The organism is Sphingobacterium sp. lm-10 (genome assembly GCF_023554555.1).
GTDB lineage: Bacteria > Bacteroidota > Bacteroidia > Sphingobacteriales > Sphingobacteriaceae > Sphingobacterium.
In genome coordinates this window covers 435,660-456,582 of record NZ_JAMJWC010000001.1, presented here as the reverse complement: position 1 = coordinate 456,582, position 20,923 = coordinate 435,660, and the positions used below count along the sequence as shown (strand labels likewise).

Below are 20,923 nucleotides of genomic sequence, written 5' to 3'. Positions count from 1 at the left end.
CTACCATTTTTACTGGTTAGCCTACTGCAGGACATATTTTTCTACATTTGTACGATATGGGCGAGAAACTTATTTATCTGGATCATAATGCAACCACTCCGGTCGATCCACGTGTCGTGGAGGCGATGATTCCTTATTTTTCGACAACTTACGCCAACCCAAGCAGTCCTCATCTAGCGGCTCTTCTTGTTCAGGAGGCCGTTGAGCATGCGTGGAGCATACTCGCAAAATCGCTTGGCTGCCATCGGGACGAACTCGTGCTTACATCTGGCGCTACCGAGTCCATTAATTTGGTCATGAAAGGAGTAGTGACCACGAAAAGGCCGCAAATTGTGGTACTCGAAACCGAACACGAAGCTGTCTTAAACGTTTGCCGGTATTTGGAAGAGGTAAAAAACTATGAGATTACCTATCTACCAGTACAGCCAGACGGCCGTTGCGACCTGGTAGCGTTGGAAAAAGCGATTTCTACCCAGACGGCATTAGTTTGTGCCATGCTGGTCAATAATGAGACCGGGGTGGTACAAGATATATCATCTATAGCAGCCCTTGCGCATGCGCAAGGGGCTTACTTACTATGCGATGCGACGCAGGGTTTTGGAAAAATGCCGACGGAGGTGGATAAATTAGGTGTGGACTTCTTCACACTTTCTGCCCATAAATGCTACGGACCGAAGGGTGTTGGCGCATTGTATATCCGGTCTGGAATACCGAGAATCGATCCGCAGATCCATGGCGGAAATCAGCAATCCGGTTTACGTAGCGGCACTTTAAATGTGCCAGGTCTTATCGGATTAGCGAAAGCGGCAGAGATCTGTCTACAGAATATGCAAGCAGATACAGATCGTATTACCGAGTTGCGAGATCGTTTGGAGCACAAGGTGTTGCAGATCGAAAAAACCGTGGTAAACGGAAATACCGGGCATCGCCTTTATACGACGACCAGTATTTCGTTTGAAGGAGTAAATGCACTGCAGCTGATTCGGGCATTGGGTCCGATCGCGGTGTCTAATGGATCTGCATGTTCCGCCGCGACCATCGAGCCTTCCCACGTTCTGTTAGCGATGGGACTGTCTCACGAACAAGCACTGAGTACGATCCGTTTCAGCTTAGGCAGATTCACCACCGAGGAAGAAATTGATACCGCAGTGCAAAAAATTACCGGAGCGGTGAGCCAGATCAGGATGGCGTAGCCAATAATACTTTGTCTGGCGTTATCGGCAAATCGCGCAAGCGCTTACCGGTAGCATTGTAAATAGCATTTGAAATCGCCGCTGCCGTGCCAATTATCCCCACTTCTCCTAAACCTTTTGCGCCACTAGGATTAATATTCGGATCTGGCTTGCCAATGAATGCCACCTCGACGATCGGAGCATCCGCATTAACAGGAAAATGATAGCCAGCCAGATCATCTGCGATAAGTCCGCCCAATTTATGCTCCACAAATTGCTCTTCCATTAAAGCCATACCGATGCCGCCCACGGCTGCACCCGACATCTGGTTCGCAGCGGCACGTTGGTTAATAACCGTCCCTCCATCTGCCACACAAACCATACGGTCAATCTTAACTTTGCCAGTTTTTTGGTGTACTCGCACCTGGCAAAAGTGAGCCGCAGAGGAACAGAATGCATATTTCTTCCGCTCTTCGCCTGGCTCGGAAGTAGCCTCTACCCGAATCTCTTCCAATTGATTATTTGTCCAGAGATCGGTATATGCTACGCGTACATTCGCTTTGTCGCGCAACGTGATACTATCCGTAGAGAGCATCACTTCATCCGCTGAAACACCATTAAAGGCGGGGTTATTCTTTGCCGCATATTGCGCAAGCTGCAATTTCAGCGCATTACTCACCGCTACTACTGCGCCACTCACGGAAGACATACCAGTACTACCGCCCTGACTTGGTGCAGGGGGTAAATTGGAGTTGCCTAACTCAATGTGGATCTGATGCTTTGGAACACCAGTGACATCGTGGGCTATATTCAACATACCCGTTCCAGTTCCGGTACCGATATCGGTCATCGCTGTCTGTACTACCATATGTCCGTCGGCAGTCATGCTAATAGCTGCGCTTGCCTTACCGCGACCGGCATTCCACATACCGACCGCCATGCCATATCCGACATGCCAATCGCCATCTACCGTACTTCTTGGCTGGCTACTACGCTTCTCCCAGCCAATCATCTTCGCACCTTGCTCTACACATTCTTTTAAAAAATGGGTGGACCAAGGCAGTTTATTATCTGGGTGATTCACCGAAGCAATATTATCCAAGCGAATCTGCACAGGATCTTTCTGCATCGTGTAACACAACTCGTCAATAGCGCTCTCTACTGCAAAATCGCCCGTACAATCGCCAGGTCCGCGCATCCAAGTAGGCGTATTCATGTGGAGTGGTACGGTAGCAGATTCTGCCTTCAGATTTGGAAAATCATATATTAACCGTGTAACCCGCGTAATACCTTCGTTAAAGTTTTCATAGGTTGACGTGCCGTTCATCGCTTGATGGTATATGCCTAATAAACGACCTTGTTCATCAGCACCTATGCGTACCTTTTGCCAGGATGCTGGACGGTAGCCCGTAGACACAAACATTTGCGGACGCGTCAATACGACTTTGACCGGTCGATTCACCTGTTTGGCAGCCATGGCAGTAGCCAATACGTGTGGCCATACACGTAAACCCGAGCCGAAGCCGCCACCCACGTATTCGCTGACGACGTGGATCTGCTCTTTCGGTATTTGGTACAAACCTGCTAATACCTGCTGTACGTTGTTTACTCCTTGGTTTTTGTCATGCAATTCCAAATGACCTTCTGCCGTCCATGCTGCGATGGTAGCATGCATCTCCATCGGATGATGTACTTCTGCCTTGATGGAATAGGATTGATCCACCACGTGTTTCACCCGCTTCCATGCTTCTAGCGTACCGCGTTCTTTTCCACTCTCTTGTAATGCAATTTCCTGTCTTTTTTTATCAAAGTCTATGTCAAAAGCCGCCTCTTCATACTCTGCCTTCACTAATGCTGCCGCGTACAAGGCTTCTTCCAGCGTTTCGGCAATCACTAATGCGATCGGCTGTCCTTTGAAATGTATTTTGTCGGTGTGAAATATAGGTAAACCAAAGCCGGACTCCTTTATCTTTTCAGCGCTGGAGAATCCCGGAATAAGGGGTCTGTTTTGATGCGATAGGCAATCGATAACACCCGTCACTTGACGAGCCTGCTCGGTATCAATAGTTATAATCCGTCCAGAAGGAATGGTGCTACCAACCAACACGCCATGACAGAGATTATCTACGGTGTACTCCGCGGCGTACTTACCTTTTCCCGTCACTTTAGCCCGTGCTTCTACCCTACCTTCGGTATCTTGCTGTTTAAGATAATATGATTCCGACATATTCATGATACTACGTTGTTGAAAATAAAAAATCCTTTACGCCTGAAGCGCTTCCTGAAGTGCCGTTTCTATGGCGCCTTTCAGCATATCCACTTTAAAAGCATTGCGGGCCAATGGCTGAATGTCTTGTACCGCTAATGCGGCTGCTTCTGCAAATACTGTCGCATTTGCCTCCTTGCCAGCCAGAAATTGTTCGGCTGCCAACCAACGCCAAGGCTTATGCGCTACACCTCCCGAAGCTAACCTTGCGGCTACAATACGGTTGCCATCTATCTGCAATGCGGCTGCTACAGAAACCAATGCAAAAGCATAAGAGTCGCGATCGCGAATTTTTAAGTAAGCAGTGTGCTTATGAAACGCATTTTTGGGGATATGCACCTCACTGATCAATGCGCCCTCAGGCAATGTATTGTCTTGTTGTGGCGTAGATTCAGGTAAACGATGAAAATCCTTGAAAAGAATAGATTTCTTTTTTCCCTTAGCATCTTGCACGACAACCGTTGCGTCCAGCGCGGCCAATGCAACACATAAATCCGAGGGATGTACTGCCACACAATCAGCACTATAACCAATAACGGCCGACATACGATTTTCACCGTCATAAGCGCCACATCCACTACCCGGCGCCCGTTTGTTGCACGGCAAAGACGTATCATAGAAATAGGGACATCGTGTGCGTTGAAGCAGATTTCCGCCGATGGATGCCATATTACGAATTTGGGGGGATGCCCCTGCTAATATGGCTTTAGAAACCAGCGGAAATTGTTCTAGGATGGCTGGATTAATAGCTGCTGTCGTATTACGCACCATCGCACCTATTTCGATACCACCTCGTTTCAACGCAATGCTATCGGATAGTGCTTGCGTCACATCCAATACCTGATGTGGCACAGCGATATTCTTTTTGAGCAAATCAACCAAATTGGTTCCTCCGGCTATATAAGCACCTGTTGGTGTTTTTGAGCGAAGTGCTTCTTTGCTGTCTTTAGGTTTTATGTACTCGAACGGTCTCATGCCTGTGCTACTTTTTGAATTGATTCGACAATACCGTTGTAGGCCCCACACCGGCACAAATTACCACTCATATACGCTTTGATTTCTTCGACCGATCCCGTATGCCCTTCTTTGACACAGGCTACAGCCGACATGATCTGCCCTGGCGTACAATAACCACATTGAAAACCATCGCATGCGATAAATGCCTCCTGCATGGGATGAAGATCATCTCCCTCCGATAGTCCCTCTATGGTGGTGACCTCTTTACCGACAGTCATCGCCGACAGCGTAAGACAACTGAGTGTACGTTCGCCATCCACATGAACGGTACAGGCACCGCATTGACCGTGATCGCATCCCTTTTTTGTGCCCGTAAGCTGTAGATTTTCCCGCAGTAAATCTAACAAGGTCGATCTCGTATCCGCTTGCATCGTGTATGGTTGTTTGTTCACCAACACGGTTAGATTCACGTGCTTTTTTACCGGCACAATCAATGCCTTTACATCTCGGTAAAATGAGGACACATACTTCGGAACAACCGCCAAAGCGCCCATAGCAGCAGATGCTTTAATAAAAAAGCGCCTGGAGTAGGAATTCTTCTTCTCCATAATTACATTCTTCTATTATCTCTTCTAGGTAAGTACATTGCTGGTTATTCTCTCGGTAATACCAAACCTTGTACCTTTAACTTCTCTTCTTCTGACAACAAATATGTCATTTGTTTGCATGATTTGTTAACCATTTTTACGGATTATGAACAACATCATGCAGCTGTACATTTTAAACAAGTGCGTACCGACTATTGTTTTTTAGAACGCATATTGAGTCGACATGCGACGAATTAATGTCCTCCTGCATTCTTTACATGGAAAACGTGCCATAGGTGAGGAAATAATACCTGCATAAATTCACGCACAGCATTCGGTGAACCCGGAAACGTCATCACTAACATATCGTTTGCAAAGCCCGCTACTACACGCGATAGCATGGCGGTTTTGATCATTTGTTGCCCATACTGCCGTGCCGTCTCCGCAATCCCGGGTATTTCTTTGGTAATGAAAGGAAGGACGGCCTCCGGCGTGACATCCCGATCTGATAAACCTGTGCCGCCTGTAAAAATCAAGAGGCGCACACCTGCTGCCTGAGCTTCTTTTAAAGTAGACTGTATGGCATCGATATCATCGGCTACGACACTATAACCAATCTCGGATACGCCCTGTTCTTCCAGTAACCTAACCAATAGACGACCAGAAGTATCTTGCTTATCGCCGCGCGATACCGAATCGCTACATACGACCACGGCGCTCTTGATCTCCTCTGGCGAAACTACCGTTTGGTTGCCACTCTTTCCACCCGTTTTGCTGCACAGCTTGATCGTACCGATCTCTACTTTTTTATCAATAGGTTTCAGCATATCATAAATGACCAATGCGGCTACGGATGCGCCGTGCATAGCCTCCACTTCCACTCCGGTTTTGTAAATGGTGTGTACTTCAACGGTGATTTCAATAGCAAGGCCATCCGTATTATAGCTCACTGCAGCATACTCTACCGGTAAGGGGTGACAATCTGGAATGATATCACTGGTCTTCTTAATGGCTAGTAGCGTAGCTGCACGCGCAAATTCGAACACGTTGCCTTTGGGTACCGTGCCATCTAAGACGGCTTGTACCGTTTCGAGGCTAGACGTTTCTACTCTGGCCATGGCAATGGCTTTACGCAGGCTAAATGTTTTGTATGTTATATCGACCATATATTCGGCTTATCTGCCATTTTTTTTAAATTCCCGGCTATTTAAATGTGTTTGTTTTCCATTGACTGCTATTGTCTTCAAAAATTTCTTCTCCCCAAATAGGAAGCTCCTTTTTGATTAGCTCAACGATATCTCTACAGGCTTGCTGCGCCTCGTTTCTGTGTCGGGAGGATGCAAAGACAAATAAGCACAACTGCCCTGCGCGCACGGCTCCTAAGCTATGATATACATGCATGCACACTAAATCATAGGTGTTGAAAATCCGTTCGCGGATCTCCTCCATTTGTGTTAATGCCATGCTTTCATAGCTAGTATACTGAATAGCGGCGACTTTGCGTCCGTCAATCTCATCGGCACGCACTTGGCCTAGAAAGATTTCATGCGCGCCGATGTTTTGCTTGGATGCATGCTTCTCTAAGCTTTCCGCTACAAAAGCGGGCGATATCGCGCCCTGTACAAAAATATTTTTTGGTTTACTCGTCATTTTTTTCTGATTGATAGGCTAAAATTCCTCCCTGGAGATGGCTTATTGTTTGCTTGTTGCCAAAATAGTTCTTCAACCAGTCGGCAGCGCGCGCACTTCTTACGCCGCTTTGGCAAATTAGCACCAGGTGCGAACCTTCCAATTCGTGCACATTTGCCATCAGCAATTCTAAAGGAATCGATCGATGGGGCAATGACAAACGGGGCAATTCATCCAAAGCACGTACATCAATTAAGAGCGTATCGGATTGATGAGCAATCGCATCCAGTTCGGCGGAAGAGATAAGCGCTACATGTTCATTTGCCGAACCGCAATAATAGCCATAGTTTGCGGCCTCAAAGGCGATTCTAGATCCGGGTGCATCCGGATGATGCTGTGGTTGTAGGCGTATCGTGACGGATTGATAATCCAATAATCCAATGGTATATAATTTATTAATCAGTGGCTCTCCTATTCCAGCCAACAGCTTGATCACTTCATTCGCTTGTAAAAGACCGATTACGCCAGGCAAAACGCCCAACACACCGGTTGTGGCACAGTCCGGCGCTTCTTCCGAAGACGGCGGCACTGGAAAAAGATCTCGATATTGACACCGTATACCTGCTGAATCTGACACGTTGAACACCGCCACCTGCCCTTCGTAGGTGTATATAGCGCCATATACCAATGGCTTATGCAATAGCGCGCAGACGTCGCAAAGTACATACCGCGTTTCGAAATTATCGGTGCAATCCACTATAATATCATACGAGGATACTAAATCCCAAGCATTCTGATTGTTGAGGTGAAATGCATATTCTGCTACCGTGATCGTATCGTTTTGTGCGCGTAGTACGGCTGCGGCCACTTCTGCTTTTAGACGGCCGACGTCTGTAGTACGATACAAGGGTTGGCGGTGCAGATTGCTTAATGCCACCTTATCAGCATCAACGATACCGATATGGCCCACTCCGGCTGCGCACAAGTATTGCAGTACTGGGCAACCCAAACCGCCTGCTCCGACGATTAGCACGCGTGCTTGGGCCAATTTTGTTTGCCCTTGCTCTCCGAAATCCAGGAGTGCATACTGCCGCGCATACCGCGCGTGGTTGTTCTGTTCCATATTAACCGCCTGAATAGGGAGGTAATAAAGCCACCACGTCACTTTCCCGCAATAGGGTATTCTCGGTTTTCATGTGCTCGTTGATCGCCAAAACATATTTTCGACCAGCTAACGCAGGATAGGTTTGCTCCAAATGGCTTACTACCTGATCTGTATCGATAGCCTCGATCATATTCTCCTTCCCTACGATTTCAACCAATCCTCCAAAAGATAAAACCCGTACTTTCATCATCCTTCTATGTCTTTCATTTGTTTATAATAATCCAACTTAAGCAATAGTAAACAGCAACTTATATGCCGCCACCAGCAATACGGTAGCCAAAACATATTTTAGTATGTCCTGATTGAATCGCTTGGATCCAAAATAAGCTCCCAGCAACCCACCCGTAAAAGCTACGACAATATACATCGCCATATGGTTAGTAACTGTAATGCCTTGCGTCATCATACCACCCAATCCTGCCAACGAATTGACGAAGATAAATGCCGCACTGATCGCTGCCGTCTGCTTTTGATTGGTCCACTGCAATAAGATCAATACGGGCGACAGGATAATGCCGCCACCAATTCCGATCATACCCGAAAGCAGTCCGACTACCGCGCCAATGGCAATAGAGATGGTTAATACAGGTGGTTTCAAGTTTTCATCTGCCGTATTCTTGAAAAAGAAAAACCGTACTATCGGCAAAATGAGCAGCAAACCCAAGATTTTTTTATAATAAACGTCGTCCATGGTAAGCATACCGCCTAGGAATGCGAAAGGAATAGATGCCAATGCGATGGGTAAGAATATGGGTATCTTAAAATGCTTTCCCCGATAATATTGAATAAAGGACGTCATCGCTACAAAAAGGTTCAATATTAACGCGGTAGGTTTCATCTCTTGTGGAGCGACACCGTATAATGCCATCAGTGCCAGATAGCCACTGGCTCCGCCATGTCCTACTGCCGAATACAAAAAGGCAACAATAAACAGTAATCCGTAAAATAGTTCTATATCCATGTATGATCTGGCAGTAAAATTAATTGTACTTCAGCACCTTTAGCATGCCCTTCTGAGTCTTCCGGCAAAACCATCAAGGCATTAGAGCGAGCATAAGATTGCATACGATACGATTCTTGCGCATGCAGTGCCTGTACTCTTCCATCGGCAAAATAGGCTTTTATAAAGTGGGTCAAACCCACCGGCTTTCGGTAATCATTGGCCGCAATTGCTTTTGTTTCTGTGAGCGAAGATTTGCGCTGCATCATGCGATCTATAGCAGGCAGCACGTATCTGTAAAAACAAGTTAATGCCGAAGAAGGATTGCCTGGTAAACCAAATACTAATGTATTGCCTGAATATCCGAAAAAGATAGGTTTACCGGGCTTTTGCCTTATTTTATGAAATACCGGAGTCACACCAGAGGCCAAACAGGATTGCACCACGAAATCATAATCACCCACACTAACTCCCCCAACGAGTATAAGTACATCTGCCTTAGGCAACGCATCTGCTATAGCGCTGCGAAGCGCAACTGGATCATCTTTTACCTTTTGTGCATCGACATGGCTCACTCCAGCGGCTCGCAAAGCCGCCGTTAATTGTATGGAATTTGATTCGTAGACTTCCCCGAATGCCAGTGGCTTTCCTAGTGACTGTAACTCATCGCCAGTCATCATCAAAGCTACTCGCGGAGCGGAATAAACATCCACCTGCTCGTGGCCAATGCCTGCCAGATAACCTATCGCCGCGGCAGAAAGAAAGGTACCCGCAGCAACCGCCAGCTCTCCCTTTTTCACTTCTGAACCTGCAGCACGTACGTTGGCACCTAGGGTGAGGCTTTCATCTACGATTCGAATTTCTTCATCGGATTTCTCCACCCGTTCTTGCATGACGACCGTATCTGCACCCGACGGAACAGGCGCACCGGTAAAAACACGTATGGCTTCCTGAACTCCCAAATACTGCATGGTGCTACTTCCCGCACGCATCTCTCCTACTATACGTAATGGCAGGCTCCGATCTGAAAATGCAATGGCATAGCCATCCATGGATGACTGTACAAAATTGGGAATATCCAACGTAGCATACACATCTTCGGCCAAAATCAGTCCATGAGATGCCGTCAGCGGTACGCGAACTACAGAAAGTGGATTCACCTGCTTCAAAATAAGTTCAGAAGCTTCGTTAACAGATACCATATACTCCATCAATTGCGTGGTATCGTATTGGGTATCTATATCGATATTCCCTTGTAAAAAGGGTACAGTCGTCACATCATCTTGATGTTGTTGCAATAGTACTTTGGCGCCTTTTTCTTCTCCGAGTTGCATCAATTCATCCACATATTTTCGGCTGAATAAGGTAGGTACGCCTATCTGTGATGGGTCGTCCCCGTAGTGACAAGTCACTATTCCTTTTCCCGACTCTTCGAACGTTTGGCAAAGTTGCCTAAATACGGAAGTAGTGAGGAAGGGTTGGTCGCAAACCGAAATAATTACCGCTGATAAGTTTGCATTCATCTCCAATAGATGCTGTACGCCAACGCGGATGGATGAACCCATACCGGAAGACCAGTCTGGATTCACACAGGTTGGTACGGCAGAATCCTGTAATTCTTGAATGACCGCATCTTGCTCAGCCCCAAGCACTACAACAACTTGGGCTGCCTCTAATTGCAGCGCCTCCTCTGTGACATGACGGATCAAGCTTTTACCTTTGTGTCTCAAGAGCTGTTTGGCATACCCCAAACGGGAGGAGCTCCCGGCAGCCAGGATTACGATACCTATTTTATCCATTGCATTCTTATTATCCACCGATACGAATCATGCTTCTGTTTGAAAGCTTTTCTGCTTCCAAATCATTAAAATCTTGCGTCATCTGCCCTCCTAGTTTAGCCTTCTTCTTATAAATATGTGCTTTGATCAACGGAACGGGATCTTCTCCTGTACGTAGTGGTGTGAGCAGGTCTACTTCACTATCTGAAAACAGGCAATTTTTCAATTTCCCGTCAGCCGTTAACCGGATTCGGTTACAACCGCTACAGAACGGTTCGCTCATGGAACTGATGACTGCAATATTTCCTCGATAGCCAGGAATTTTATACCGCTTTGCGGTATCATGTGGACTGCCGGGCATGAGGTGTAATTCTGGATCAATATCCAAGGAGTCCAGAATCTCCGCATGCGTTAGCACTTGATTGCTCGTCCACTTATTTCCGGAAAAAGGCATAAACTCGATAAACCTTACTTCGATTGGATGGTCTTTGGTTAAGGCCATAAAATCAACTAACTCGTCATCATTCAACCCCTTCATGACCACCATATTGATTTTACAGGGAATCCCTTCTTGCAACAAAAGATCGATATTGTTATAGACACGATCAAACAAATCGCGGCGTGTGATCTGTAAAAATTTGTCGCGCTTTAGGGTGTCCAGACTCACGTTCATACTGCTGAAATTACAGGCTTGTATTTCGGGCAACAAGTCGTCTATCCGTATTCCATTGGTCGTACAAGCCAATTCAACCGGCAGTTGCGCCAGCCCGGCCATGATTAGATCCGCATCTTTACGTACAAACGGTTCTCCACCAGTAAGACGGATCTTATTTACTCCTAAATCAATAAATCGACGAGCAAGAAAATCAATCTCCGCAGGCTGCATGAGCTGTGCTCGCGGTGCAAAACTGTAATCCTCTTCGGGCATGCAGTAGAAACACCGCAAATTGCAGTTGTCTGTAAGCGATATACGCAGGTACGTATGTTGGCGTCCGAATTGATCTACTAGCATACATGACCAGCTAAAATAGGTGTATTGCCATGCATCTTTGTCGTACGTTCGCGGAGCGATCTTCCATCACGATTACTCATGACTGCCTTTATTTCTGAAAGGATCGAAAGTGCAATTTCTTCTGATGTTTCTGAGCCGATATCCAGACCTATTGGTCCGAATAAACGTGTCATATCAAGGAAATCTGGCGGATTACCTTGCTCGTTGAGTTCAGCCATCAATCGATCAAATCGCTTTTTAGGACCTAACAATCCAATGTACGGACTATCAGATTGTATTAATTGATGTAATACATCCCGATCATAATTATAGTTATGTGTCATTAACACAGCTACGGAATACGAATCAATGGAAAGTTGGGCAATTGCCTCAGAAGCCGGAGCGATCAAGACACGCTTTGCCTTTGGAAACCGACGAGCCGTAGCATGCGTCGCGCGCCCATCAATGACCGTAACCGGCCAGTTCAACACCGAAGCAAGTTCCGCTAGCGGCTGAGCATCATTCCCGGCACCAAAGATGAACAATGCAATGGGCGGAGCAATGTGCTCAAGCAAGATGTCTTGAGAAACACCTTGGTCAACGATCGCAGTTTGATGCGAACGCTTGTTCTCCAGCACCTGGTTTATATCCTGCTGCAAATTATAGGATATAGATGAAGCGGCTGGTGGTGAGCTTTTCTGCGTACCTAAATCCTCTTTAACCAGTAAAAAGGTACCTCGCTGTCTGTCGCGCTGTTCCAATGCGTATTGAACAGCGATTACCGCATGCGATCGATACTGAATTAACTCTCGTAATAAAGCGATGGGATTATAATCCTGCTCGGCATCGATATACTCAAACAGAATGTGCACGATACCATTGCAGCCTAATTGTACGCCAAAAGCGGCATCACTGTCTTTTGTGGTATCATAGGTAATGAGCTTATTTTCCTTTTGGTAGGCAGCCAAGAGCGCCCGATTTAAGGCATCACCTTCCAGGCAGCCACCGCTGATGGCACCTGTGATCTGTCCGTCGTCGGTAACCAACATCCTGGCGCCTGGGCGCCGATAAGAAGACCCCTCTACGCGCACGACTGTAGCCAGTACTGCCTGCTTGGCTTGGCTTCTTGCCTTATCATAAGCTTCGACTATATCGTGTATCTCTTTCATCCTTCAAAATTATTAGGGATCCTGTGCCAAGTGATTTACTTTGGTTCCACAAAAATCATGCAATCTCTTCGTTTATATCCAATATGATTGGAGATCATGCTTTTGCAGAAAACCTATAGGAGCTTACCTAGCAGACGCCGTCACGTCTTCCGTGGTATACTGCTTACGGAACGCTACCGGTGTATGTCCGACTTTATTTTTAAAGAACCGGCAGAAATGTTGTGGATAATTGAACCCCAACAGGTAAGAGATTTCGCTTACTGTATAGGTTGAGCAGACTACTTTATGAATCGCTCTGGCAATAATCCAGTTTTGAATATGCGTCTTAGCAGGTAATCCCGTCTCCAATTTAATCAAATCTCCGAAATAATTTGCCGATAAATTCAGTTGATCGGCACAATAATTAACGGTGGGCACGCCCAGTTCTAGTTGCTCGCCACGCTCGTAATACGCATCCAATAGTGCTTCTAATTGGAGCAGTAGGTTTTTTCTAGCAATAGTAGACGACGCAAAGGATGTAAGCCAATTCATAATTCAAACTTATCAATAATTGCCCCAAACATTTAACAACAGGTACTAAAGCGAAATATTTACCACTCAAGACGAATACAAAGCCGCTACTTACTTTGAATCAGCCACTCTTTGAAATCGGCTGCCCGATTTTTACTCACAAAAATGATTTCTGGAACGGCAATATTCAAGTTAACCTGCAAGCGACTATCGGTGCAAACCACTACGTCTACCACACTTTCTCGAGCGATGATGAATTGCTTATTGGCACGATAGAATAGCTTTGGATTTAATGAGGAGGTAATTTGCTCCAATGTCTTCGCGTAGCGCAACACGATACCTGTGTCTAAATGCAAGCTGGTATTCTTTTCTGTGGTATAAAAACAGGCTACACTATTGAGCGCAATAGGCATCAGTTTATCACGCTGAGGAACCAACAGTTTCTCCGGATAAGACAATTGTTCCATTACATCCTTTGTAGACTTTTGATACAGCACCATTTCTTGCTGCGTTCTTCTCTTCCACTTGTTTATTGCACTCTCCACGTCTGCGTTCATCAGAGGCTTTAAAAGGTAATCAACGCTATTTACTTTAAAGGCGTCAATAGCATACGTATCATACGCCGTAGTGAAGATAATAGGCACGTCAATTAGCATCTCTTCAAATAGCATAAAAGCATGACCGTCAGACAAATGGATATCCATAAAGATAAGATCTGGCAATGACTGCGTTTGTAACCATTGAATAGTTTGTGCTACTCCTTCGGTGTTTCCTACAATGCTGATGGAAGGATCTATCTCCGACAGAATAGCGATCAAACTATCGTAAGCCGCAGTTTCATCTTCTACAATTAAGACCTTCATACTACGTCAATCTTATTTAATGGTAAAGTCACGGTAAATGTATCCATACGCTTTTCAATGATTACTTCTTTATTGAGCAATAGCTGGAAGCGACTCTGCAAATTTTTCAACCCCGTACCTGTCGTTTCTGGCTGTCTGATTTTAGGGAAAATAGGACTGCTGATTCGTAAACGATCTGCTTGCTCCGTATCTATACGGATGTGCATCGGATGAAGGCTGTCGATTGTATTGTGTACTACAATATTATCCAGCAATGGCAGAATAGACAGCACCGGTAGTTGATCGGTCAAAACATCCTGGTTTACGGCAATCTCAAAATGGATCTTATTGGCAAAACGTACTTCCATCATATAAGCGAATGAACGTACGAAAGCTAACTCTTCTGCGACACTCACCAGACCTTTCTTATCACTTCTAAGTATGTATCGAAACACATCGGATAGTTTCTCCACGTAGGTCAGTGTGGCTTCTTGATTTTGCTTTCGAATCAACGAAGTCAATCCATGAAGAGAGTTAAAGAAGAAATGAGGATTTATTTGATTGGTAAGCGCGTCGTATTGGCTTTGCAAATTTTCGACTTTCAATAATTCAATTTCTTTTTCTTTACTTCTTTGCAGTTGATACAATAAATAAATATGTCCTATCAACGCACTGAGGATGGCGACGATAAAAAACTGAAACAACACTAGGCTTCCGAAGTGACGTATGCGGCCATATAAAGAATAGGAAATAATGCCATACAAGATATAGGCTATTACGACAACCATTGCACTATGCAAAAGGCGTTTCAAAAAACTGGTAGTTGACCATTTTTCTAGATTCACCTTGATTAACTGATAAACTAATAACGTAAAATAGACGTATCGCAATACCGAAAATAAAATATGGAATGGTCGTCGATCTGCGGGCATATCGCGCATCTCGTAGGGCGTCCAAACAATATCCGGAAAAATTAGAAATAGCGCCACCAGCGAACTGAGCAGAAGAATTTGATAGGTTGTATAATATCGCTGTACCATGATCCTTAAAATAGCTGTAAAGCTATCACTTTATAAAAGCAAAATGACACTTCTACGCGTTAACACGAAAATATATTGATAATCACGAATAAAATCTAGTGATATAAATAAGTCTGCGCTAACCATCATAACTCAGCGAGTTTGAGGCCAAGTGCGCTATGCTTCAATGCTTTGATAACGGGAAGCTGTCGCACACGGATTCCTGTAGCCTGATAGACTGCGTTTACCAGGGCTGCTGTAGCGGGACCTTGCGCTGCCTCCCCTGCACCAAGCGGCACCTCATGGGGGTGGTCAATCACGTCAATATGTATAGCAGGAGCTTCCTGAAAACGTAAAATCGGGTAAGAATCCCAATTTAAATTGGTGACCTGCGTATCATCAAAATTGACTTCTTCCATAAGACCCCAGCTGATGGACTGCACCATCCCTCCTTCGATCTGATTTTTCAGTCCATCTGGATTGATCACCTCTCCGGCATCTACCACAGCCCATAATTTTATTACTTCGACCTTATTGGTTTGCTGATCTACCCGTACGTGTGCTGCTACAGCGCAATAGGCTGCCTGATTTTTATAGCGAGCAAACCCAATACCGATGCCTTGCTGGTTCTGCTTCTTGATGCTTCTAATTTGGTTTGCCAGTTGTTTTAGACAGGCAATAGCCCTTTCATCATTCAAATGACGGATCCTAAAATCAATGGGATCTATGTTCGCTTTCTCCGCCAGCTCATCCATAAACGATTCGATCGCAAACACATTTGCATAGGCGCCTAAGCCTCGTAAGGAGGATCTTCGTAGTGGGCCTCGAAAAATATGAGATTGCAGATGCAGTTGTGGTATGGTGTAATATGGCTCCGAATTACGGGTCGCTCCTCCTCTAAATCCGGACTTAGCCTCTCCGTGTCCCTTTTCGATATACCAAGCAGGCATCAAATTGTCTGCATCTCCACCCGGCCTCACGCCGTGATCGTCCGACCATAAATCATACTTCCAGCCTTTGATACGGCCTTGGCTATCCAAACCAGCCTCCACCTCTAACACCATCGCAGTACCGTAAGGCTCCCAAGCATTTTCCTCTTCGCGCATCCATTGTAAACGCACATGCCTACCCGGAAATTCCATCGCTAGTAATGCGGCTTCGGCAGCGACATCATCTGCACCATTGTGGCCATAGCAACCCGAACCGGGAACGCCTTTAACATGTATATGTTCTTCCGCTAATCCAAGTAGGTCCACAAGCGCTCCCCGTAATGGATAGACGCCTTGGCTATGTGTCCATACCCAAAGCTTTCCGTCCTCGTAACGTGCAATTCCGCAGGAAGGGCCATTAGCGGCATGCATAATATACGGCTTAAAATAAGCAGCTCGGTGCCTCACCGGAGAGTTGGCTATGGTGCTATCAGACCAAGCCTCGCTTTTTTCATCTATTTTGCTATCCGTAGGTAGTGATCTAATATGCTGCATAAGCGACCTATTTGCCGGTAGCGCTTTTTGATAATCCCAGGTGAGATGATGCGATACTGCTTTAGCGAGTTTAATCGTCTGATATTCATCTTCTGCTATCACGGCCACAAGACTACCAATCCGTATAAACTTAGCTAAGCCAGGAAGTTTCGAAATTGCCTGCGTAGCTACGGAAGTTAATTTGGCAGCCTGAGCAGGAGGGCGAACGATGCGCGCATGTACCATATCCGGGAAACGAAGATCATGTATAAAATGCGATTTGCCGGTAACCATAGATTTGATATCCATACGCGCGACAGACCGGCCTACAATCTTTCGTTCAGAATTAGCGTATAAAGGTGCATCCGAAGAAATCTTAGTTTCGAAATATTTTCCATTTAATAAGGTATAAATCGCAGTAGATTTCCCTTGTCCACTAATCTTCCCATCTTCAAGCGTTAAAGCTATTTTTGGAGTTGATAGTTCCTGAGATGCCATTTCAAGCAAGTATTCGCGAGCCGATGCAGCCGCCCTGCGAACCGACATCGCGCTGGTCTCAATGGATCTGCTTCCTGCGGTGTACCCTTCGTCTGGCGTATAACCTGTTTCTGCCAAATGAACATCAATAAGCGACATATTCATATTCAATTCCTCGGCAGCAACTTGGGCAATCGCGGTCGTTATTCCTTGCCCCAACTCCATTTTTCCGGTCATAATGGTTACACGACCATCCTCTCGAATGACTAACCAGGAATCAATTTCTTCCATATCCAGTTCCCTTGTTCGTATTTCGGGTGCAGATGGATCTGCTTGCTGTTTCTCGGATCTAGAACATGCCGTGCCCGACATGGAAAAACCAATGGCCAATACGCCTAAAGATTGAATAAATGCACGTCTACTTTGTTGATTTTTTTCCATAGTTTCTAGCGATCTGCAAGCTTTTTAACGGCACGAATGGCTCTGGCATGTATACCGCAACGACAGATATTTCGTTGAAGTTCGGCTCTAATTTCTGTTTCGGAGGGATTTGATTTGCGACGTAGTAAAGCTACAGAGGCCATGATTAGCCCATTGGTACAATAGCCACATTGCGCTGCCTGCTCCTCAAAAAAAGATTGCTGTACTGGATGAAGTTGTTCGCCTTCTTGGCTCAAACCTTCAAGCGTAGTGACTTCAGATTGCCCCACATTTTGAAGCGGATACGTACAGGATGGTACTGCAACCCCATCAATAAGCATCATACAGGCGCCACATTGTACTAATCCGCAACCAAATTTCGGCCCGTTGAGGGTGAGATTATTTCGTAAAATGTACAACATCGGTGTTTCTGGATCTGCCTTTATCTGACAATCCTTACCATTGACAAGAATTTTAAACACATTTTCCATATATATCGTAGAAGGTTAGTTATTAATAAAACATTTTTTTCTTCATAATGTTGTGGAAGCTAGGTAACAAGCAGCTACGAGCTTGGTTGTGATTAGCCCGATTTGTCATCTATCGTAATATAAATATCTACCGCTCACACTTTAAACACCATGATGAGGCGAAAAAAAGAAAATTCTTAAAAGCCTAATTTTATTCCTCTCACAACGCATTATACTATAATTTAGAAAAACCAACATGCAAAATCATTTATTGAACGCGACAGAAATGATGGCTTTTTTCGAGAAAGTCTTTTTGCACAATTTAGACTTTAGCTACGCATTTGAGATCGTATTTAGAACGACGATCATGTTTGCTATCATCATTACATTCTTAAGATTAACGGGCAAAAAGGGTATTCGCCAATTAAGTATTTACGAAGTAGCTATTATCATCGCCTTGGGATCTGCAGCAGGCGACCCTATGATTGTTGAAGATATGGCGATTGTACCTTCCTTGATAGCATTTGTGTCTACCTTATTACTGTACCGACTAATTACCTATATTTCTGCTCGTCATACAAAAGTGGAATCCTTAATTGAGGGCCAGCCTCTTTACGTTATTGAAGATGGTATGTTCAGTCTGGAAGCGAAAAAAGCACATACGCTGGGCGAAGACGAATTTTTTGCAGAAATGAGGGAAGCTAATGTTTCTCATATAGGCCAGATCAAAACGGCGATACTCGAAACAAATGGAAAGCTTAGTATTTTTTATTTCGAAGATAAGTTGGTCAAATATGGTCTTCCCATCTTGCCGAGGGAGTACAAAAATAGAACAGACGAAATAGAAATTGAAGGGCACTATGCCTGTACAAACTGTGGCGCAATCGAATATTTAACGAATAATAGTGTTTGTAAGCGATGCAATAATACTTACTGGCTACGTGCATCAAACGATAGGAGAATAACCTGATACTCAATAGCAAATTCAATAAAAATATACCACAGCCATCGGATTTCCTTTGCTTAGTTTTTGATCGTATCAATCACATTCTTTTTATAGAACTTTCCAATAGGAAGAATTGTTCCGTCTCTTAAGTATAATTCTCCCCCCGTAATTTTGTAAATTTCTCTAGTTGCGACCAGGTAAGACTTATGAATTCTGATAAAATGCTTTGGATTTAATTTAGCTTCGACTTCCTGCGTTCTTATCTGGCTTATAAACATCTTGTTCGCCGTAAAAAACTTCACGTAATTACCACAGCTTTGCGTGTACAATATTGAATTAAAAGGTATTTTGAGGATTTCATTGTTAACTTTTAACACAATATCTTCCAAATCTATACTAGCCTGTTTTTCAACACTTTTGCCTTCTAATCGATTTACTACCTTATCAATAGCAGAAAGAAATCTTTTAAAATCAAAAGGCTTTAACAAATAGTCGATAACATCATACTTATACGCTTCTAAAGCGTACTCTTCATAAGCGGTAGTAAGAATTACGAATGGTCTATTTGACATAGTCTCCAGCATCTCCATCCCCGTTAATCCAGGCATGTTGATATCTAGAAACACAAGATCCACCTCGTTATTATATATATATTCCATGGCTTCAACAGTATTGAAGATCGAAATACTGAGATTGAGATATCTTACCTGGCCTATAAAGTGTTCTAACACACGATGCCCTCCTTCTTCATCATCTACGATAATACACTTCAGTATGTTCATATTAGTTATCAAGATTTAAGACCAGGATAGTTTTGTAATGAGATGCTAATTTGTGGCTCTCCAAGATGAAATCATCATTATAAACATAGGATAAGCGTTGTTTAAGATTATCGAGACCCAGGTGTGTAGATTGTTCCTTAAAATCTTCATCCCCGATTGAGTTAATTATAATCATACGTAATACATTGCCTTTTAATTCGATGGAAATGTGAACAAACCAAAAAGTTTGATTACAACTGTGTTTGAAACTGTTTTCGACAAGGATAATTAGCAACAGTGGGGATATTTTTAAATATTCAATTTCATTTGTAGAATGAGAGCACCTAAATATGATATTACACCTTTTACCAATTCTTTCTCTTTCTAAATCAACATAATTGCGAATGAAGTTTATCTCATTGGATAATGAAACCTTTGACGTGTTGCCATTTTCTATTTGATAACGCATTAATTCGGAAACTTTAATAATAAGTTCAGGTGTTCGTTTAGGCTCAGTTAGACTCACCCCATACAGATTATGTAGCATATTGAAAAAGAAATGAGGATTTAGTTGAGCATGTAAAAACTTTAGATTCATCTCATTGAATAAAATCTGATTTAATTGCGCACGTTGTACCTCATTAGCATAGCCCTTCATCAAAGAAATAGCCATTACTGTCGCAGTACTGATGATACAAATAAAGAGATTATACAAAAACCCAATAGCTAACTCTCCAGAATCATAAAAATCAGGATCTATCCACTTCATATCAGCGACTAGAAGTATGATGGCCCCAACTAGGATTAATACTAAAGAATAGACAATGTAGATGAAGTACTTTTTAAGAAGATAATACCTAAATACCACAAATCTGTGAACCTGTGCTTGTAAATAGAGAATTAAGAAAAAAACAAATCCCTTGAAAAAGTCTTCTATCGAATTTATATAAATCCACTCCTGAAGCATTGTTATAATAAGCATAGAACAGAAAATGAGTAATTCTAGGCTCCAGTTTTTACGTAAACTTAATTTCATAACATTCACTCAAATAATACTAAATTCGGGTAGAGTAATTTTTTCTTTTAGCTTGTTATATTACCTTATGATACTGCTCTCTGCGCTTAGGCATTAGACATCGTGATATAACTACACTCCGTTTTTCATGGCTTAATCACTATTGTCTTATTTATTTACTAATATTAGCCGAGGATTTAACTCTCTGTAACACCCATATATATTTACTGCACAAAAGTATTGCACTTGAGCTTTTAACGTTCCCACAAAAAGCCGTAATCATAGGACAATAAGACAAATTAGAATGGAGGGGGTATTGGAATGGATAATTAGTTATTGGTGCCGA

At 44.0% G+C, this 20,923-nt stretch carries 20 protein-coding genes; 2 read left to right on the top strand and 18 right to left on the bottom strand.

The features are described 5' to 3' along the window. Window positions 1-56: 56 nt before the first annotated feature. The gene (locus M8998_RS01815) at window positions 57-1,193 is read left to right on the top strand and encodes a cysteine desulfurase family protein (protein WP_249990284.1); all 1,137 of its coding nucleotides are present in this window, start codon (window positions 57-59) and stop codon (window positions 1,191-1,193) included. Here M8998_RS01815 and M8998_RS01810 read toward each other — a convergent pair. From M8998_RS01810 to M8998_RS01735, 16 genes are all read right to left on the bottom strand, one after another. Continuing rightward, window positions 1,180-3,399, bottom strand: a complete 2,220-nt coding sequence (locus M8998_RS01810; protein WP_249990283.1) for a xanthine dehydrogenase family protein molybdopterin-binding subunit — start codon at window positions 3,397-3,399, stop codon at window positions 1,180-1,182. The genes M8998_RS01815 and M8998_RS01810 overlap by 14 nt on opposite strands. A gap of 36 nt (window positions 3,400-3,435) precedes the next feature. Then, the gene (locus M8998_RS01805; protein ID WP_249990282.1) at window positions 3,436-4,413 is read right to left on the bottom strand and encodes an FAD binding domain-containing protein; all 978 of its coding nucleotides are present in this window, start codon (window positions 4,411-4,413) and stop codon (window positions 3,436-3,438) included. Then, a complete protein-coding gene (locus M8998_RS01800; protein ID WP_249990281.1) occupies window positions 4,410-5,003 on the bottom strand; it encodes a (2Fe-2S)-binding protein in 594 nt (197 codons plus the stop codon). Before M8998_RS01800 ends, M8998_RS01805 begins: the two co-directional genes overlap by 4 nt. Window positions 5,004-5,236: 233 nt before the next feature. Further along, window positions 5,237-6,148: a bifunctional molybdenum cofactor biosynthesis protein MoaC/MoaB gene (gene moaCB, locus M8998_RS01795; RefSeq protein ID WP_249990280.1), complete on the bottom strand. Its 912-nt coding sequence runs from the start codon at window positions 6,146-6,148 to the stop codon at window positions 5,237-5,239. A 37-nt stretch (window positions 6,149-6,185) separates the two neighbouring features. Further along, entirely contained in the window at window positions 6,186-6,632 is a 447-nt protein-coding gene (locus M8998_RS01790; protein WP_249990279.1) for a molybdenum cofactor biosynthesis protein MoaE, read from the bottom strand. Beyond that, window positions 6,622-7,734, bottom strand: a complete 1,113-nt coding sequence (locus M8998_RS01785) for a HesA/MoeB/ThiF family protein (protein ID WP_249990278.1) — start codon at window positions 7,732-7,734, stop codon at window positions 6,622-6,624. Before M8998_RS01785 ends, M8998_RS01790 begins: the two co-directional genes overlap by 11 nt. 1 nt (window position 7,735) lies before the next feature. Then, window positions 7,736-7,966, bottom strand: coding sequence for a MoaD/ThiS family protein (locus tag M8998_RS01780; RefSeq protein WP_249990277.1), 231 nt, complete (start codon window positions 7,964-7,966; stop codon window positions 7,736-7,738). A 36-nt stretch (window positions 7,967-8,002) separates the two neighbouring features. Continuing rightward, window positions 8,003-8,737 carry a sulfite exporter TauE/SafE family protein gene (locus tag M8998_RS01775; protein ID WP_249990276.1) on the bottom strand — a complete coding sequence of 245 codons (735 nt, stop codon included), beginning with the start codon at window positions 8,735-8,737 and terminating at the stop codon, window positions 8,003-8,005. Further along, on the bottom strand, window positions 8,728-10,515 hold the full coding sequence (locus M8998_RS01770; protein ID WP_249990275.1) for an NTP transferase domain-containing protein: 1,788 nt from the start codon (window positions 10,513-10,515) through the stop codon (window positions 8,728-8,730). Before M8998_RS01770 ends, M8998_RS01775 begins: the two co-directional genes overlap by 10 nt. Before the next feature lie 10 nt (window positions 10,516-10,525). Next, a complete protein-coding gene (gene moaA, locus M8998_RS01765) occupies window positions 10,526-11,506 on the bottom strand; it encodes a GTP 3',8-cyclase MoaA (protein ID WP_249990274.1) in 981 nt (326 codons plus the stop codon). Beyond that, window positions 11,500-12,654 (bottom strand): XdhC family protein, encoded by a 1,155-nt coding sequence (locus M8998_RS01760; RefSeq protein WP_249990273.1) that lies wholly within the window; start codon window positions 12,652-12,654, stop codon window positions 11,500-11,502. Before M8998_RS01760 ends, moaA begins: the two co-directional genes overlap by 7 nt. 123 nt (window positions 12,655-12,777) lie before the next feature. Continuing rightward, entirely contained in the window at window positions 12,778-13,185 is a 408-nt protein-coding gene (locus M8998_RS01755) for a helix-turn-helix domain-containing protein (protein ID WP_249990272.1), read from the bottom strand. An 86-nt stretch (window positions 13,186-13,271) separates the two neighbouring features. Next, a complete protein-coding gene (locus tag M8998_RS01750) occupies window positions 13,272-14,027 on the bottom strand; it encodes a LytR/AlgR family response regulator transcription factor (RefSeq protein WP_249990271.1) in 756 nt (251 codons plus the stop codon). Next, a complete protein-coding gene (locus M8998_RS01745) occupies window positions 14,024-15,046 on the bottom strand; it encodes a sensor histidine kinase (RefSeq protein WP_249990270.1) in 1,023 nt (340 codons plus the stop codon). The genes M8998_RS01750 and M8998_RS01745 overlap by 4 nt, the downstream gene beginning before the upstream one ends. Before the next feature lie 125 nt (window positions 15,047-15,171). Further along, window positions 15,172-17,406, bottom strand: a complete 2,235-nt coding sequence (locus M8998_RS01740) for a xanthine dehydrogenase family protein molybdopterin-binding subunit (protein WP_249990269.1) — start codon at window positions 17,404-17,406, stop codon at window positions 15,172-15,174. A 5-nt stretch (window positions 17,407-17,411) separates the two neighbouring features. After that, window positions 17,412-17,876 carry a (2Fe-2S)-binding protein gene (locus M8998_RS01735; RefSeq protein ID WP_249990268.1) on the bottom strand — a complete coding sequence of 155 codons (465 nt, stop codon included), beginning with the start codon at window positions 17,874-17,876 and terminating at the stop codon, window positions 17,412-17,414. 235 nt (window positions 17,877-18,111) lie between these two features. Between M8998_RS01735 and M8998_RS01730 the strand changes: the two genes are divergently transcribed. After that, window positions 18,112-18,825 (top strand): DUF421 domain-containing protein, encoded by a 714-nt coding sequence (locus M8998_RS01730; protein WP_249990267.1) that lies wholly within the window; start codon window positions 18,112-18,114, stop codon window positions 18,823-18,825. 53 nt (window positions 18,826-18,878) lie between these two features. Here the strand turns inward: M8998_RS01730 and M8998_RS01725 are convergent, their stop codons facing one another. Continuing rightward, a complete protein-coding gene (locus tag M8998_RS01725) occupies window positions 18,879-19,583 on the bottom strand; it encodes a LytR/AlgR family response regulator transcription factor (RefSeq protein WP_249990266.1) in 705 nt (234 codons plus the stop codon). A gap of 1 nt (window position 19,584) precedes the next feature. Continuing rightward, entirely contained in the window at window positions 19,585-20,598 is a 1,014-nt protein-coding gene (locus M8998_RS01720; RefSeq protein ID WP_249990265.1) for a sensor histidine kinase, read from the bottom strand. Between the last annotated feature and the right edge of the window lie 325 nt (window positions 20,599-20,923).

Excerpts from the sequence above, each read along its gene's own strand:
- M8998_RS01815 (WP_249990284.1), top strand. The coding sequence starts at position 57 with ATGGGCGAGAAACTTATTTATCTGGATCATAATGCAACCACTCCGGTC.
- M8998_RS01810 (WP_249990283.1), bottom strand. The coding sequence starts at position 3,399 with ATGTCGGAATCATATTATCTTAAACAGCAAGATACCGAAGGTAGGGTA.
- M8998_RS01805 (WP_249990282.1), bottom strand. The coding sequence starts at position 4,413 with ATGAGACCGTTCGAGTACATAAAACCTAAAGACAGCAAAGAAGCACTT.
- M8998_RS01800 (WP_249990281.1), bottom strand. The coding sequence starts at position 5,003 with ATGGAGAAGAAGAATTCCTACTCCAGGCGCTTTTTTATTAAAGCATCT.
- moaCB (WP_249990280.1), bottom strand. The coding sequence starts at position 6,148 with ATGGTCGATATAACATACAAAACATTTAGCCTGCGTAAAGCCATTGCC.
- M8998_RS01790 (WP_249990279.1), bottom strand. The coding sequence starts at position 6,632 with ATGACGAGTAAACCAAAAAATATTTTTGTACAGGGCGCGATATCGCCC.
- M8998_RS01785 (WP_249990278.1), bottom strand. The coding sequence starts at position 7,734 with ATGGAACAGAACAACCACGCGCGGTATGCGCGGCAGTATGCACTCCTG.
- M8998_RS01780 (WP_249990277.1), bottom strand. The coding sequence starts at position 7,966 with ATGATGAAAGTACGGGTTTTATCTTTTGGAGGATTGGTTGAAATCGTA.
- M8998_RS01775 (WP_249990276.1), bottom strand. The coding sequence starts at position 8,737 with ATGGATATAGAACTATTTTACGGATTACTGTTTATTGTTGCCTTTTTG.
- M8998_RS01770 (WP_249990275.1), bottom strand. The coding sequence starts at position 10,515 with ATGGATAAAATAGGTATCGTAATCCTGGCTGCCGGGAGCTCCTCCCGT.
- moaA (WP_249990274.1), bottom strand. The coding sequence starts at position 11,506 with ATGCTAGTAGATCAATTCGGACGCCAACATACGTACCTGCGTATATCG.
- M8998_RS01760 (WP_249990273.1), bottom strand. The coding sequence starts at position 12,654 with ATGAAAGAGATACACGATATAGTCGAAGCTTATGATAAGGCAAGAAGC.
- M8998_RS01755 (WP_249990272.1), bottom strand. The coding sequence starts at position 13,185 with ATGAATTGGCTTACATCCTTTGCGTCGTCTACTATTGCTAGAAAAAAC.
- M8998_RS01750 (WP_249990271.1), bottom strand. The coding sequence starts at position 14,027 with ATGAAGGTCTTAATTGTAGAAGATGAAACTGCGGCTTACGATAGTTTG.
- M8998_RS01745 (WP_249990270.1), bottom strand. The coding sequence starts at position 15,046 with ATGGTACAGCGATATTATACAACCTATCAAATTCTTCTGCTCAGTTCG.
- M8998_RS01740 (WP_249990269.1), bottom strand. The coding sequence starts at position 17,406 with ATGGAAAAAAATCAACAAAGTAGACGTGCATTTATTCAATCTTTAGGC.
- M8998_RS01735 (WP_249990268.1), bottom strand. The coding sequence starts at position 17,876 with ATGGAAAATGTGTTTAAAATTCTTGTCAATGGTAAGGATTGTCAGATA.
- M8998_RS01730 (WP_249990267.1), top strand. The coding sequence starts at position 18,112 with ATGCAAAATCATTTATTGAACGCGACAGAAATGATGGCTTTTTTCGAG.
- M8998_RS01725 (WP_249990266.1), bottom strand. The coding sequence starts at position 19,583 with ATGAACATACTGAAGTGTATTATCGTAGATGATGAAGAAGGAGGGCAT.
- M8998_RS01720 (WP_249990265.1), bottom strand. The coding sequence starts at position 20,598 with ATGAAATTAAGTTTACGTAAAAACTGGAGCCTAGAATTACTCATTTTC.